A 12,853-nucleotide genomic window follows, 5' to 3' on the forward strand; every position below is an offset into this window, starting at 1 on the left:
TGTGAAGTCCATAGGACAGTCGGGCCTTGTGGGATTTCCGGGGGCAGCTCCTGGTTGGTAACGGACCGGAGTATTACCCCCGACGGTCCGCCTGCATTCAGGGATGTGGCCGAGTCGTAGAAGCGATGTTCCACATCGCTGGCCGGTTCCTCGAGGGCCACCAAAACATAAGCGGCGGCCCGCAGCTCCGGATCACGGTGGAGCTCTGCTGGGTACATCGTGGAGGTCAGCGGCGCCTGGATTTGGAATCCTATTTGGCTGCGACCCGCTGCAGGAAGCGTTCCGTTCTTGCCTTTAGGCCCTCAATTTGTTGCTGGACGACCGCCGAGGGGTCCGGGTGGATTTCGCTAGCGGGCGGTTCCCGTCGAACATTCCCGGAACATAGGAATTCTGCACAGATCAGGGTTCCGACGGTGTTGCCGTTCTTCCCGGACTGACCGGCACGTTTGGCCACCCACAACAGGACGTCTTCTTTGGAAAAGACATCCCTGCACAGTTCACATGAGACAGACCGGTTCTTTCGTGCCCCACCTTCCGGGGCGCGGAGCATGATGCCCGTGAGACCCTTTGCGGAGGGAACGACGAGGTACCCGCGCTGGGGCATCTTCTCGTCCCGCCAACCCAGGAAATCAAGGGTCGCCCAGTCGAGCGAATCGAAGTCTTTCGGCAAAGTGAGCTTTGCCGCCTCGGAGCGGCTGGCGTTGATGAAGGAGGATCGTATTTGTTGAGCTGAAACGCTTTCCATGATGTTGCCTTTCGCAGTTCAAAGACCCTTGGATCCCGCCTCCAGAGGTCGTGCTTGTAAGGAAATTGGCCGGGGCTTACCCATGCCGGGAATGTAGAAGGTGTGGTCTGGCTCGAGTAGCGAGAGCAGTACGTGCCAACAGGGGCCAGGCCCTCTTGGCCGGAACCGCGCAGGGCCCCATTCACCGGTCGCGCGGCAGTTACCGCATTACGCGTTGGAGAGCATCTATGGTGTCGGCGACGAGACGACGGTCATCCACGGGAACGTTCGCATGGACGGATTTGTACGCAATAAACCGGATGACCGCCAGCGCCAGCCCCGTGATCAAGGCAGCTTCGTCCTTCAACGACTGAGCTGAGACGGAGCCCATGCCCTGGTGAGCAAGCCGCCGGGCAACCAACTCGGCGATCGTCGTCTCTTGCTCCATCAGCTGCGCCAGCTTACGGTTGAGCAACTCCGGTGATTGGCGGAGCACCTCACGTCGCAGCGCGTCCAGTTCTTCATCCGGAGATTGGCGGAGGAGAGGGGTGCTGATCAGTCTGACCAGGTCAGCGACGTGATCGGACGTTGAACCGGTAATGAATCCCCGAATGTCCTCTTCCGGTGGCGGCGGCGGCGGAGCGCCGATCACAGCAATTTCCTTAGTCCCGAAGTACTTGAAAAAGGTACGGGGCGATATCAGGGCTGCGTCGCAGATGTTGTCCACCACAAGGTTCCCGAACCCACGTTCGATGCAGAGGGACACTGCAGCGTGCTCAATACGCCGATACGTGTCTTCCCTCTTGCGCTCTCCACGATTCATAGCTGGTACTGCCACCGGACTCCCTAAATAGTGCACACTCTGCACAAGCGATTATGCCCCAAGAACCCCGGATTACGGGAATCGCAGACCAATCGAAAGTGCAGTGAATTGCAATGTGCAGTCACTGCACTATAGTTGACAGCGGTCAATCAGACCGTCACCTCAACCAAGAAGAATGTTCGATGTATCCCGCCACTTCCTCAGCGCCCTCCCCCTGTCCAGCCCCAAGCTGCGCTTGGTCACTGCAGTTTTGGTCCTGTCAGTTCTCCTTGCCTCGTTGGACCAAACTGTCTTTGGCACGGCCCTACCATCCATTGCCGGCGATCTGGGAGCAGCCGCGTCCTTGCACTGGGTGACCACGGCCTACGTGCTCGCCTCCACGGTTGTCATGCCGATATACGGCAAGCTCGGGGACCTGCACGGTCGCAAACCCTACTTCGTGGCCGCCGTGTTGTTGTTCATGCTCGGTTCAGTCCTCGGAGGCCTGGCCATGGACATCACCTCGTTAAACATCGCACGTGCCGTGCAGGGCTTGGGCGGGGGCGGCCTGATCCTCCTGTCGCAGACCATAATCGCCGATGTTGTGCCACCGGCCAGCCGAAGCCGTTACCTGGGGATGTTGGGAGCGATTTTCGCTCTCGCATCACTGCTGGGTCCTCTTCTGGGCGGATGGCTCACCGAAGGCCCTGGATGGCGCTGGGCCTTTTGGATGAACATTCCTACTGGTCTGGCCGCTCTCGTCACGGCTACCTTGTTCCTGCCCGGAACCACCAGGGGCAGCACCAACCAGCGCTTTGACTGGCTCGGAACGGTCCTTGTTTCCACGGGCATCACCAGCCTCCTGCTGGCCATTTCCCTGGGCGGACACACGTGGGCGTGGAACTCAGCGGAAATTGCCGGGCTCTTTAGCGTGGCGGCAGTCGCTATCGCCGCTTTCGTCGTCGTGGAACGTCGGCATCCCGCACCCATCCTGCCGATGTCGCTCTTCGGGGAAAGGAACTCCGCTCTGGCCCTGGGAACCAGCTTGGCGCTGGGCGCAGTCATGTTCGGCTCACTTGCGTACCTGCCGACAGCCTTCCAAATGGTGTACAAACTGAGCGCTACCGCCGCAGGATTGATGCTTCTGCCACTGATGGGCGGAATCGTCATCGGTTCCATCAGCGCCGGAGCCCTAACACCGAAGTTGGCATCCCCGAAGGGCTTGCCGGTCGTGGGGATGACAATAGCCGCCGCCGCCTTGGTCCCGCTTGCGGTGCTTTCCCCCCAGACGCCCTTGTGGAGTTCCGTGGTGACACTGTGCTTGCTGGGCGTCGGGATAGGCCTGTCCATGCAAACAGTGCTTCTCATCGCACAGTCCTCGCGGCCAGCAGAGGAGCTCGGTGTCACCACCGGGGCGAGCGGCTATCTCCAGAAGATCGGTGGTACGGCCGGGGCTGGATTCATCGGTGCCTTTTTTGCCGACCGGCTCAGCTGGAATCTGGGCGCCTTGGCCGACAGCTCCTTGGCGAAAATGGATCGGGGCAGCATCGGTCCCGAGACCCTCGCGGGGCTGCCAGCTAATGCCCAGCTCGAAGTAGCCGAAGCCTACAGCTCGGCCCTGATGCCTCTGTACGCAACCTTCATACCCATAGCGCTTCTCGCCGCCGCCTGTATGTTCTTCATTCAGGACAAAACACTGCGGGTCTCCGAACCCGCTGTCCAATCGGAGGCGAAGTAGCCGCCCGCGATGGTCAAAACACACCTGTCCACTTCGTCCAACCACGACCTTGCCAGCCTTGTACGCACCAACGCGCCCCGCACCGGGCGACTGGTCCCTGCCCTCAAACCACGCCACTCTTACCGCCTTCGCAGCCGTAACAGCCATTGCCCTGGCCACCCGGCGTGCCCTATTCACGTGGCTCGCACTAGGCCCGGCACGCGCTGCCTAGCGTGAAAGAAACCGCAGGGCTTAGTTCCTCAGAGGTGATGTCTTATACCGGCTGCAACCGGGAAGGGTGACGTGCGGCAAGTGCAGCCTTGCAAAGGAACCTAGATGATCTGGCCGGACGGAGACCGTAGCCGTGTTGACGCAGTTACGCCCAGACGGATTTTCTCGGAGGCGCCCTGAGGCACGAACTCGACGAACTGGTCCGAGGCGCCGGACGCGACCGCATCGATGCATTTCTGAATGAAGGGCACTTCGTAGGCCGGAACCGGGTAGGCCGTGTCCCCATCGATGAGCGTCCACGTTTCCGCTGTCATTGGCAAAGGCTACCTCGCCATGGGTCCTCCGTCGTAAGAACGCGAAGACCGTAGTGAAGGAGGAAACGGTACCGGTTCGCAGGGAAGCGTTCCAGTTCCAATCAAGCGGGGCGGTGGCTCGCTCCGCTTCCTAACCACTGCTGCGTTTGCTTATAAGCTCAGCAGAACGCGCGAAATATGATGGCGTAGTGGAAGTGAAGCTGACCTATGAGACCGGCAATGGCCAACGAGGACATGTAAGCGCGTTCGGTCCCAGCTATGAAGCTGCCTTGGCTGCTGCACGTGTCCTGGTGCCCGAGGGCTGTACCGTGCTCACCATCAGCAAGTAGCCGAAGCACGTGGCGGCCCGGATTCCTGACCGGGCCTGCTGTCAGCGTTGGTCGCTATCCAACAACGCAGCGAGAGGGAGCCCCTTTCGGGCCGGGGGGCTCCCTGGCGGGGCCGCAAACTGAGAAAGGAAGATCGATGGGCGGGATCTTGCATGGCTGTTTGCCAGACACGGACTATTTTGAGGTCACCGCCGTGTCGGGGCACCGTTATGGCGTCTGGGTGACCACGCCCCCCGGATATGAGGACTCCACAGATCCCTTGCCGCTGATCTACGTAGTAGATGGCAACTGGTCCGTCGGCCTTACCGCGCCCCTCATCGTCACCCAGGCAGACCCTTATCTGACGGTGAAACCGTACATCCAAGTGACTGTCGGTTACGCCGGTGAAGAGGCCGAGGACTGGGCGCACCTGCGCAACCGGGATCTGGTACCGCCTGGGGAGCCCGTTAGCGAGGAGATGTTGGCCACGGTCGCGTCGGCTCGTGATACGGGTGCGATGACTCAGGAGCAGGCGGACGCATACCTCGCGAAGCTAGCGGACACTCACGCGGACGTCTTCCTGAACTTCCTGACCGAGGAGCTTCACCCTCGATTGCAGTCGCGGTTGCGTGTGAGTGAGACCGGGCATGGCCTCTTCGGTTACTCCTATGGAGGTCTTTTTGCCCTTTATGCATGGCTGCGGAAAGCTGTTCCGTTTTCGACCTTTGGTGCGGGGACCCCCGGTGTTGTGGGTGCCGAGAGTCAGGTGTTCGAGCTCATCGAGGCTTTGCCCGGGCACAGTGAGGGTGCCTGGGCTCCGCAGTTGCACGTCACCCTGAATGAACTGGAGATCTTCGGGGACATCCCGATCTATCGACTGATGGCGCGCAATGTGCTCAGCGTCCTGGAAAAACTGCGAGCCAAAGGACTATCACGGGAAGTCTCGAGTACGTTGTTGCACGAGTCCCACGTCACCGGATTGCAAGCCTCGTTCCTGAGCTACTTGAAGACATGCCATTCGCGATAGATGCAGCATACGCACACAGCCTCCGAACGTTGCGTTGGTACGGTATCGCCAAGAACGTGATCACTGAAATCCCAGGTGGAATTCAATGGGAATTGCATTTGGTGAACTGCGGCCACTGCCAGTAGTCCTCCCCACCGCTTTGCTGTGTGCGTAGAACCTCGCCGCCACAGCGGGAGGTGAGTCGAGACCTTGGTCGGGCTGAGCGGCCGGACGGCGCACTGGCTCACTCATGGGCAACTGACGGTTAACGTGGCTCGAATGTGATCCGTGAGTGGTTTCACCCGAGTGGTGATCCGTTTACGCTGGAAGTTACTAAGTATCCTTCCTATTTTGGAGGTTTATCTGATGCGACGAGTTTCAGCGTTTGGTGTGTTGGCGGTCGGGGCGATGGCTTTAGCCGGATGCACAGGTGGTGGGGGCGGTGCAGCAAGCCCTTCGGCTACCACGTCCTCGTCGGAGTCGGCCCAGGCGAAGGTCTACAGCGAGGATGAGTTGCGGGACCTCATCTCCGGCATGAAGGACGGTGACGGCAACGAACTTAAGCTCTACTCAAAGGACCAGGTCGACCAAGGCAGCAACATCGCCAACCTCCTTTTGAGTACCGCCACCGTCGACCCTGGTGACTGCAAGGACATCGCCACCGCAGGGCTGATAGACAAAGTTGAAAAGGGAGACATCGCCGTCGCACTGTCTGAGAGCGAGCAGCCTCGGTCCCTGTCGGCACAGTCCGGCAGCGAGGGGCCGGACGCCGACAAGGTTCTCCGGGACATCAGCTCCAAGATGGACAATTGCGAGAAGTTCACGGTGAAAACCCTTGGCGGTACGTATGACGTCACCAGTGAGAAACTGCAGGCTGATACGAAAGCCAAGGAAACGTTCGGAACAATCAGCACCCGTTCGGGTGAAAACCAGCAGAAGCTGATGCAAGTGTCCGCCGCGGAGGGGAGGTTGCTGGTCGTAGCTACCAAGAGCGGGGCAACTCTGGGTGATCCTGACCAGAAGGAGCTTGAGGATTTGATCAACCAGGTCCTTGAGAAAGCCGAAGGCGGCAGCGGAACCGGTAGCCCGATGCCGAGCAGCTCTTCGAGCAGCCCGTCCGCTCCGACTCCCTCGTCGCCTTCAGAATCGCCGTCCTCCTCGTCACCCGAGGCGACACCGACAATGACTGCCACTGAGGGCAGCGACACATCCTCGCCTTTGCCAAGCCCGTCCCCTTAGGCGAAACCAGGGTTCGTTCTCCGTGCCGGGCCTAGTCCGACGCGGCCGCCCATAAGCCGACCGCCTCGACCACCGTCAATGACCAGTGCATGTCCTGTCGCGAACTCGGTGAGAGCCGAGCACAGCCACAACACCGCCGAAGGCAATCTCCTCGGACCCATTCGTTAGACAGTTTCCTGGCGCTCCCCCGTTCGTGCCCTTCCGGCGTCCGGGGAACCGATCCATAAACGGGGTTTCAACGATGCCGGGCAGATCGCGGTGACCCGAATACCGTCCGCCGCACAATCCACGTGCCGCTGAACCTTAGCGTCGGATTTTCCACTTCTTCAGATGTCGCCCCTGTTCAGGCTTGCTCCAGTGTTGCGGAGTGGAGTTCGCCGACCCGGTCGGCACCTGTCTGGTAGGTCCAGAAGGCGTGGACGGTGTTGTTGTTGAGGTTCATGGCGTGCGTGACAATCATGCCGGACGCCTCGACCCAGCCGATGATGTAGACGCCGGGCGCGACCTCGGCAGCGTGCAGCGTCACTGTCTCCTCGGCACCAGCCGATGGCCCCTCGAGCGTCTCGTAATGCAGCGAGGTTCCGTCGGCGGAGTAGGTGTTACGGAACACCACGCCGTTGTCCACCCGGAGGAGGAATGTGCGCCCGGCATAGGCGGTTGGGCTCATCCCGGTCTCCTCAGAACAGGCCGTTGCCGTGGGGCAACGAATCGGGAATGCCGGCCACGACGTCCCAGTGCTCGACGATCTTGCCGCCCTCAACTCGGAACAGGTCGTAGAAAGCGGTCGGCTTGCCGCCCAGTCGACCCTCGGACTGGGTCAGGACGAACTCGCCCTCGGCCACGAGCGGTGCACGGTGTCGTACTTAAGCGTGATGCCCTGCTCGGCCCAGGCCTTCAGCGCGGTGCCCAGACCGTCCAGACCGTCAGCCACGCCGGGATTGTGCTGGTCGTACTGCTCGGTGCTGATGAACTCCGTGATCCGGTCAACCTGCCCACCCTTGAGGATGGCCTCGACAAAGCCCACTGCCACGGTCCGGGCCGCATCGGTTTGCTCCGGCGCGGTGACCTGCGTCGGGCCGTCAACCTGACTACGCCCGGATGCGGTGTCGGCCACCACCGGCTGCAGGGCGTCCCAGTGCTCGGCAAGCTTGCCGTCGGCAACGCGGAAAAAGTCGAACGCGACCAACGGCTCCGGCCCGAAGCCGTGGTAGACGCCATGCAGCGCGACGAGGTCACCATCGGCCAGCCCCCGGGCCAGTTCGTAGCGGAACCCCTCGGGCAGGCCGGACACCAGCTCACGCAGCGCTTCCGGGCCGTCAGCTGCGAGTGCGCTGTGCTGCCGATAATCCGGACTGACCCACCGGTCCACCGCCCCCGGATCACGGTCCCCGAACAGCTCGGTTGCCGCCTTCAACACCAATTCCTTATTATCCATGATGTCTCCCTTCACCAAACCACCCCCGGCGGGCAGCCAGGGGACAACTCAGCATGCCGCCGTCGTCGACGGACTGACTAGGTACACCCAGCCTCAATGAGGATCACACCTTTCATCGTCCTTCGTGGGTGACCCGGGGGCAAGACCGAGGAGCGATTATCAGGCGGGGTGATGGTGGCGTCCGTTGTCAGTTCCTGACAGCACGTCATGATCGGCGAACTATACGCGTGGCTTCAGCTGAGACATTGTGGATGAACACGTGCCCGCTCATCATCGTTTGGGTCTGGATAAGACGGCGAGTCTCCAGGGTGTCGAGAAGGGCTCGAGTTACTGCTTTCGGTTACTCTTCGAAGGATGTAATGGGCTGTTGACGATCCCTGCGAGCAACCTCGTCTGTAGGGCGGCCAACACTGACAGTATCCCCGGTCTTCTCGGGGACCTGTACAGCGACCGCTATCCGGTCTCCCTAAGCCAAGCAAGAGCGTCCGCTTTTGAGCTGAAGAATCTGGTGGGGCACGGGGGCGAACCTGTGTTGAGCTGGTAGTCAACCAACATGCGGTCCACTGGCCCAGTGCCTAGCAATGCGATCCTGGAAGCGGCGCACGGCTGAGCGAAGACAGCGCGGGCTCCATGGCTAAGGAAGCTCGCTTCAGCCATCTCAACCAACAACGGGTAGGTTTTACCACCGGCGACAGTATCGACCGCTTCCAGGGCAATGCGGGCATTCTCCGCTTCGATGCGCGTGCCGGCATTCCAGATCAGGTGCAGGACACTTCCACCCTCCAACCGGACGGCACAATCACTCCGATCTATCTGACCCATCAAACACCTTTCCCGATTTCATCATCGGGAAAACATAACCACACAGCGAGTGGAATCAGGGTGCCGGCCCACTGCAAGACCTGCGACCCAGCACGCCTATGCTTCCGCCCAGCCATTTAAAATTGGAAGCAACCCCTCAAGAGTCACTCACGGAAACCTCAAGATTCCCTCAAGATCAAAAGTGCCATGATGCGTCGAGGACAAAGTGTCGGTTCTCCACTCGATGTTCAAAAGGGATCGCCGTAATGTCTCTCTGGAAAGCCCGCCGGTCCCCCACCGGCGGGCTTTCTCGTGCCGATGCCGTAGTTAATCCATTTCCTTGGAACTGGAATACCTCGGTGGCGCGCATGGCCGGGCTTGTGTACTCGTCCCAGGAGGTTTCGGTTCCGCCTGGCGTGCGGAGCTAGTCATGCCCGGACAGCGCAGTCCGTGCAAGGCGTCTGCCGGGCGCGTGGCTGCGGAATCGCAGGGGGACCGCTCCACGCGCCGGTTGGTTCGTCGAGGCTGTCAGAGCGTAAGCAATGGGAAGGGCGGGCAACTTGCCCGGACTTTGTGGCCGTACAAGATGCGTGTTAGGCCGCACCGTCCAACTCGCGCACCTGCTCCACCTTGATCTCTGGCATGCCTCCAGGCACAACGAATTCTCGATTTCGAAGCAACATGAGCATCTGGTTATGTATCTCCACGCCCAGCGCTTGACCCGCATATCCAGGGACCGATGCAACGGCCAGGGACATTTCTCCGTCCAGCCGGATACCTGCCATCACGCTCGGGAGCTCGAGCGCCGCTTCCTGCAAAACTTCCTGCTCCATCTCAATCACATGTGTAACCGTGATGCGAAAGCGTGCCATGTAACGGACCTTCCATTAGTGGTTACTCTCTCTAGCCCTGGCCTTCCATGATCGACCTCTGAGCGGCGCAGTCAAGATCCAAGATCTCCGAGATGGATTGGACTGCGGGTGTCCCACCACCTGGGAACGGGAACACCCCCGGAATGGCTCCACTCCCCTGCGCGACCACGCCCCACCAGGGGTCTGGCGATACCGAGGTCGCCTTAGAATGGGAACCCACCTGGGGGAAGGGCAACCCACATGGACTCACGCGGGACGTGCCTGGTCATCGAGGATGATCCGGACATTCGGAATCTGCTCTGCTTGATTCTCTTCGATGAAGGTTTCCAAGTCCATGCCGAGGCCACCGGGATGGAAGGGATTCGCGCTGCCAAACGACTCAATCCAGCACTGATCACCCTGGACCTGGAATTACCTGACCTAAACGGGTACGACGCGGCCCGCCAACTCCGAAAAATCACTCAAGCACCAATTGCGATGATCACTGCATACTCGGCCCCGGACGATGAACTCGACGGCATCGCATCCGGCGCCAGTGCCTACTTGATCAAGCCTTTCCGGCCAGCACGGCTGCGCGAACTCATCCACGAACTCTGCCCACCACACACAACTACCCCTGAGCTGGAAGAACCCAAAGGCACAGACTAATGCCTGACTCGTCCCACCTGGCCTACGCCGGCACCTTGGCGCTGGCCCTGCTCATGTTCATTGGCTATCTGACCCTCTTCGCGCTGTTGCTGGTCCTTGCCGGAGCCGCGCGCCTCGTCATCTATCTCTTCCAATATGCGCTGCGTGCATTCCACAAGAAATAGCCGAGCAATCCGATGAATCCACCCGAATGAGCCCGTTCCCGCGCGCCAGGCAGTTGCACGAAGCCGTTCCCTCAGGCACGGGAGACGACTCCGCCGCTGTGCACAGGGCGGACCTCCACGCCACCGCCGGTGAGGATGGCAGGATCTTTGCGGGCCAGGTCTACCGCTTCGTCGATATCGGTCGCGTTCAGGATGTAGAACCCGGCGACGACGTCACTGCCCGCCCCATAAGGGCCGTCCCCGGGGCCGTCCGCTCGGATCGTGCGCGCATGGTCCCGCGGCGTGAGGGCATACGCGATGTGCATCCGACCGGTGGCCACGAGAGAGTCGAAGTGCTCGTCGCACTCCTTGAGCTCCTCTTTCGTGGCGTTAGGTGCGTGCAAGGAGTCGTTTGCGTAGATCAGCACAACGAATTCAGGCATGCGTTCCTCTCAGGCTGATAGCCAAGGGTCGTCAGTTTTTGTCCCAGGGAAGGGATGGTACCGGAAGTATGCATGTCCGGCCGTTGACCGCACCGGGAGTAGCATTCCTGTTGCCGGCTGACCTGTCCGCTCGGGCCCAGGGGTGTCCCGTTCCTTGGAACCGGAACAGGCTTGGTGGAGGGCACGTTCGCCTCCGGGTGATGCAGAGCCCCTTCCAACGGTTACAGTGTGGGCGGCCAGGGATTCGTGACGCGGAAATCGGGCAAATTTTTTTGGCCTGCGTCTTATCCTGCATCAGCGTGATGTGCCTCGCCGCGCAGTTGGTGAAGCCGGTAGGACAGGCGGGTATTGTGGATTTCTGCGAGCAGCTCACGGTTGGTGACAGTCCGGGGCATTGGCCCCGCTGGTCCGCCTGCGTTCAGGGTGGTGGCGGAGTCATAGAAGCGTTGTTCCAGGTCGCCTGGTCGGTTCCCTAAGAGCTGCCAAGACATAAGCTACGGCCCGTAGCTCCGGATCGCCGTGGAACTCTGCTGGTACATCGTGCAGGTTCAGGACGGCGGTGAGAGTAGCTTCGGTGATGCTCATAGCGGATCCTTTCCTGTGTACTAGCGTGCTCCTTGTTGGCAAGTATGCTGATGGATTCGGCTCGAGGGAAGAGCCCTGCCGTCCGCTTTCCCGCGGGGAAACCCGAACCGTAACCTCGTGCCACTTTCGTGTTCCGTGGTTTGTCGGTTCTCGTCCTGAATGCGCCTGACGGCTACGCTTCTCCCATGCAGCCCCTTTTCCTGATGGGTGTCGTTCTCGTGGCTGCTGTGATGTGGGTGGGAGTGATCATGACGATGCTGGCCGGGCTTGAACGCAAGCAACGCGCACGCCGAATACCGGGTCCGGCGCCCAGCACGTACAACAATCAAACAAGGGAAGTTCACACTATTTCAGGACGTGGAAGGGACATGGAGGGGTGGCCGCGTTGAATTTTGACGAGCTCTTTGTTGAGGAAATTCCGGAATGGACAGATGAAGAGGGAAACTCCATCGATGGTTACACGGTGATCAAAGCCGTAGGTCCTCTTACCGTTCCCAATTTGAAGAAGAGGATCCTTGACCGGATTGATTACCTGCAGGATCTCCTCAACTTGGAAGAAGCCGGCGACAAGCCTGCTGGGATCGGCGTCGCCCGGGACAGTCGGTTCCCAGTAGCCTCGGAGACAGCAGGCATTTTCAATGCCGCGCTTCTTCTGACGTTGGGGACCTTGATCAGTAGGGGCGGGCAAGAGTATGCCGATGCCTGGGGAGGAACCTCCGTGGGGCGGGTGCAGTTTACGTTGGGGCTCGGCCATGGGCCGAACGGGCCTGAAACGCGCATCACCATCTTTGCCGGCAAAACAGAAGCGCGTGAGCTTGTGGAGTCCGGCAATCTGAACCTCGAAAAGTTGGATCTCGAACTCAGCACAGGGAATGACGTCCCCTGGCCAACCGACGGCATCCTGGAAGTGTTCAGGGATGCCGTGGGCGGGTTGGTCCTGGAAGCGGCCACAGAGTCGATCAAACTGAACCCTCAGGAACCCCGACCAGAATCCTGAGCAACGCAATTAAGGGAGTTGCTCCTTCGGGGATTACCTCGTTGGTGCATCCGTGCAGCGTAGTGATGGGTCCTCCGCCGGCTGAGACCAGCGGCGGCTCCCCAGGGGAATGTCCTTCCTGCCAGCATCGAAATAAGCCTCAAGAGCGTCCTGACCACACTCAAGAACGCGATCCTTGGACTTTCACTGCCAATCAGCCCCGGTAAAGGCGTCAACGGATCCACACGACGGAGCTGGACAAGGACGGTTGTAAGTTCGCGAAGAAAACTGTGCTGAAGTTCATGCGGGCCATGGGGCTGACCTTTAAGGTCCAACGGAAGAAGCGCTACAACTCCTGTCAGGGAGGTCAGGGCGTCGTGGCACCGAATCTGCTGGAGCGGAAGTTTGAGGCAGCTGCCCTGAACCTGAAATGTGTTACTGACGTGACCGAGTTCAGGGTCGGCGACCTGAAGCTCTATCTCTCACCGGTCATGGACCTCTTCGACTGGAAGATCATTGCTCACTCGATCGGCAGGTCCGACCCTTGCGCTCACTAACGCTTCTCTCCGGCAAGCCCTTGCCTGTCTTCATCCCAGTGAGCGGCCGCTC

Annotated in this window: 19 protein-coding genes; 9 read left to right on the top strand and 10 right to left on the bottom strand. The window is 60.3% G+C overall.

Translation table 11 applies throughout. The features are described 5' to 3' along the window. Window positions 1–250: 250 nt before the first annotated feature. Both AC0J5Z_RS21955 and AC0J5Z_RS21960 read right to left on the bottom strand, forming a co-directional pair. Window positions 251–745, bottom strand: a complete 495-nt coding sequence (locus AC0J5Z_RS21955) for an FBP domain-containing protein (protein WP_475036510.1) — start codon at window positions 743–745, stop codon at window positions 251–253. Window positions 746–944: 199 nt separating this feature from the next. Continuing rightward, entirely contained in the window at window positions 945–1,562 is a 618-nt protein-coding gene (locus AC0J5Z_RS21960) for a TetR family transcriptional regulator (RefSeq protein ID WP_475036511.1), read from the bottom strand. 160 nt (window positions 1,563–1,722) lie between these two features. On the opposite strand from AC0J5Z_RS21960, the gene AC0J5Z_RS21965 reads away from it, so the two are divergent. Continuing rightward, window positions 1,723–3,264 carry a DHA2 family efflux MFS transporter permease subunit gene (locus AC0J5Z_RS21965; protein WP_475036512.1) on the top strand — a complete coding sequence of 514 codons (1,542 nt, stop codon included), beginning with the start codon at window positions 1,723–1,725 and terminating at the stop codon, window positions 3,262–3,264. Window positions 3,265–3,575: 311 nt separating this feature from the next. Here the strand turns inward: AC0J5Z_RS21965 and AC0J5Z_RS21970 are convergent, their stop codons facing one another. Next, window positions 3,576–3,788, bottom strand: a complete 213-nt coding sequence (locus AC0J5Z_RS21970; protein ID WP_475036513.1) for a hypothetical protein — start codon at window positions 3,786–3,788, stop codon at window positions 3,576–3,578. 188 nt (window positions 3,789–3,976) lie between these two features. Here AC0J5Z_RS21970 and AC0J5Z_RS21975 point away from each other — a divergent pair, with 188 nt between their 5' ends. The 3 genes from AC0J5Z_RS21975 to AC0J5Z_RS21985 all read left to right on the top strand — a co-directional run bounded on the left by AC0J5Z_RS21975 (window position 3,977) and on the right by AC0J5Z_RS21985 (window position 6,341). Further along, a complete protein-coding gene (locus AC0J5Z_RS21975) occupies window positions 3,977–4,117 on the top strand; it encodes a hypothetical protein (protein ID WP_475036514.1) in 141 nt (46 codons plus the stop codon). 160 nt (window positions 4,118–4,277) lie between these two features. Beyond that, window positions 4,278–5,123: an alpha/beta hydrolase gene (locus AC0J5Z_RS21980; RefSeq protein WP_475036515.1), complete on the top strand. Its 846-nt coding sequence runs from the start codon at window positions 4,278–4,280 to the stop codon at window positions 5,121–5,123. Between the two features lie 345 nt (window positions 5,124–5,468). Continuing rightward, window positions 5,469–6,341, top strand: coding sequence for a hypothetical protein (locus tag AC0J5Z_RS21985; RefSeq protein ID WP_475036516.1), 873 nt, complete (start codon window positions 5,469–5,471; stop codon window positions 6,339–6,341). A 343-nt stretch (window positions 6,342–6,684) separates the two neighbouring features. Here AC0J5Z_RS21985 and AC0J5Z_RS21990 read toward each other — a convergent pair whose 3' ends face one another. The 4 genes from AC0J5Z_RS21990 to AC0J5Z_RS22005 form a co-directional block, all read right to left on the bottom strand. After that, complete coding sequence (locus AC0J5Z_RS21990) at window positions 6,685–7,008, bottom strand: MoaF-related domain-containing protein (RefSeq protein ID WP_475036517.1); 324 nt, start codon at window positions 7,006–7,008, stop codon at window positions 6,685–6,687. Window positions 7,009–7,018: 10 nt separating this feature from the next. After that, window positions 7,019–7,183: a nuclear transport factor 2 family protein gene (locus AC0J5Z_RS21995; protein WP_475036518.1), complete on the bottom strand. Its 165-nt coding sequence runs from the start codon at window positions 7,181–7,183 to the stop codon at window positions 7,019–7,021. Continuing rightward, the gene (locus AC0J5Z_RS22000; protein ID WP_475036519.1) at window positions 7,159–7,776 is read right to left on the bottom strand and encodes a nuclear transport factor 2 family protein; all 618 of its coding nucleotides are present in this window, start codon (window positions 7,774–7,776) and stop codon (window positions 7,159–7,161) included. Before AC0J5Z_RS22000 ends, AC0J5Z_RS21995 begins: the two co-directional genes overlap by 25 nt. A gap of 453 nt (window positions 7,777–8,229) precedes the next feature. Beyond that, the gene (locus AC0J5Z_RS22005) at window positions 8,230–8,514 is read right to left on the bottom strand and encodes a DUF7793 family protein (protein ID WP_475039836.1); all 285 of its coding nucleotides are present in this window, start codon (window positions 8,512–8,514) and stop codon (window positions 8,230–8,232) included. On the opposite strand from AC0J5Z_RS22005, the gene AC0J5Z_RS22010 reads away from it, so the two are divergent. After that, window positions 8,407–8,718 (top strand): hypothetical protein, encoded by a 312-nt coding sequence (locus AC0J5Z_RS22010; RefSeq protein ID WP_475039854.1) that lies wholly within the window; start codon window positions 8,407–8,409, stop codon window positions 8,716–8,718. The two genes, AC0J5Z_RS22005 and AC0J5Z_RS22010, sit on opposite strands and share 108 nt — an antisense overlap. Window positions 8,719–9,170: 452 nt before the next feature. Here the strand turns inward: AC0J5Z_RS22010 and AC0J5Z_RS22015 are convergent, their stop codons facing one another. Next, complete coding sequence (locus AC0J5Z_RS22015; RefSeq protein ID WP_475036520.1) at window positions 9,171–9,449, bottom strand: hypothetical protein; 279 nt, start codon at window positions 9,447–9,449, stop codon at window positions 9,171–9,173. A 240-nt stretch (window positions 9,450–9,689) separates the two neighbouring features. Here AC0J5Z_RS22015 and AC0J5Z_RS22020 point away from each other — a divergent pair, with 240 nt between their 5' ends. Both AC0J5Z_RS22020 and AC0J5Z_RS22025 read left to right on the top strand, forming a co-directional pair. Beyond that, window positions 9,690–10,097 carry a response regulator transcription factor gene (locus tag AC0J5Z_RS22020; protein WP_475036521.1) on the top strand — a complete coding sequence of 136 codons (408 nt, stop codon included), beginning with the start codon at window positions 9,690–9,692 and terminating at the stop codon, window positions 10,095–10,097. Then, window positions 10,097–10,261, top strand: a complete 165-nt coding sequence (locus tag AC0J5Z_RS22025; protein WP_475036522.1) for a hypothetical protein — start codon at window positions 10,097–10,099, stop codon at window positions 10,259–10,261. Before AC0J5Z_RS22020 ends, AC0J5Z_RS22025 begins: the two co-directional genes overlap by 1 nt. A 71-nt stretch (window positions 10,262–10,332) precedes the next feature. On the opposite strand, the gene AC0J5Z_RS22030 is transcribed toward AC0J5Z_RS22025, so the two are convergent. Together AC0J5Z_RS22030 and AC0J5Z_RS22035 are read right to left on the bottom strand one after the other, a co-directional pair. Continuing rightward, window positions 10,333–10,683 (bottom strand): YciI family protein, encoded by a 351-nt coding sequence (locus AC0J5Z_RS22030; protein ID WP_475036523.1) that lies wholly within the window; start codon window positions 10,681–10,683, stop codon window positions 10,333–10,335. A 435-nt stretch (window positions 10,684–11,118) separates the two neighbouring features. Further along, window positions 11,119–11,268 (bottom strand): hypothetical protein, encoded by a 150-nt coding sequence (locus tag AC0J5Z_RS22035; RefSeq protein ID WP_475036524.1) that lies wholly within the window; start codon window positions 11,266–11,268, stop codon window positions 11,119–11,121. Between the two features lie 376 nt (window positions 11,269–11,644). Here AC0J5Z_RS22035 and AC0J5Z_RS22040 point away from each other — a divergent pair, with 376 nt between their 5' ends. Together AC0J5Z_RS22040 and AC0J5Z_RS22045 are read left to right on the top strand one after the other, a co-directional pair. Then, entirely contained in the window at window positions 11,645–12,265 is a 621-nt protein-coding gene (locus tag AC0J5Z_RS22040) for a hypothetical protein (RefSeq protein ID WP_475036525.1), read from the top strand. Window positions 12,266–12,621: 356 nt separating this feature from the next. Continuing rightward, window positions 12,622–12,801, top strand: a complete 180-nt coding sequence (locus AC0J5Z_RS22045) for a hypothetical protein (protein ID WP_475036526.1) — start codon at window positions 12,622–12,624, stop codon at window positions 12,799–12,801. The last annotated feature ends 52 nt before the right edge of the window (window positions 12,802–12,853 follow it).

This window comes from Paenarthrobacter sp. TRD_SC_7 (genome assembly GCF_056156245.1).

What these genes read in the sequence shown, in the direction of transcription:
- AC0J5Z_RS22000 (WP_475036519.1), bottom strand. Translation starts at nt 7,776, where the DNA reads ATGGATAATAAGGAATTGGTGTTGAAGGCGGCAACCGAGCTGTTCGGG.
- AC0J5Z_RS21965 (WP_475036512.1), top strand. Translation starts at nt 1,723, where the DNA reads ATGTTCGATGTATCCCGCCACTTCCTCAGCGCCCTCCCCCTGTCCAGC.
- AC0J5Z_RS22025 (WP_475036522.1), top strand. Translation starts at nt 10,097, where the DNA reads ATGCCTGACTCGTCCCACCTGGCCTACGCCGGCACCTTGGCGCTGGCC.
- AC0J5Z_RS21990 (WP_475036517.1), bottom strand. Translation starts at nt 7,008, where the DNA reads ATGAGCCCAACCGCCTATGCCGGGCGCACATTCCTCCTCCGGGTGGAC.
- AC0J5Z_RS21985 (WP_475036516.1), top strand. Translation starts at nt 5,469, where the DNA reads ATGCGACGAGTTTCAGCGTTTGGTGTGTTGGCGGTCGGGGCGATGGCT.
- AC0J5Z_RS22020 (WP_475036521.1), top strand. Translation starts at nt 9,690, where the DNA reads ATGGACTCACGCGGGACGTGCCTGGTCATCGAGGATGATCCGGACATT.
- AC0J5Z_RS21955 (WP_475036510.1), bottom strand. Translation starts at nt 745, where the DNA reads ATGGAAAGCGTTTCAGCTCAACAAATACGATCCTCCTTCATCAACGCC.
- AC0J5Z_RS22030 (WP_475036523.1), bottom strand. Translation starts at nt 10,683, where the DNA reads ATGCCTGAATTCGTTGTGCTGATCTACGCAAACGACTCCTTGCACGCA.
- AC0J5Z_RS22015 (WP_475036520.1), bottom strand. Translation starts at nt 9,449, where the DNA reads ATGGCACGCTTTCGCATCACGGTTACACATGTGATTGAGATGGAGCAG.
- AC0J5Z_RS21970 (WP_475036513.1), bottom strand. Translation starts at nt 3,788, where the DNA reads ATGACAGCGGAAACGTGGACGCTCATCGATGGGGACACGGCCTACCCG.
- AC0J5Z_RS22035 (WP_475036524.1), bottom strand. Translation starts at nt 11,268, where the DNA reads ATGAGCATCACCGAAGCTACTCTCACCGCCGTCCTGAACCTGCACGAT.
- AC0J5Z_RS22010 (WP_475039854.1), top strand. Translation starts at nt 8,407, where the DNA reads ATGGCTAAGGAAGCTCGCTTCAGCCATCTCAACCAACAACGGGTAGGT.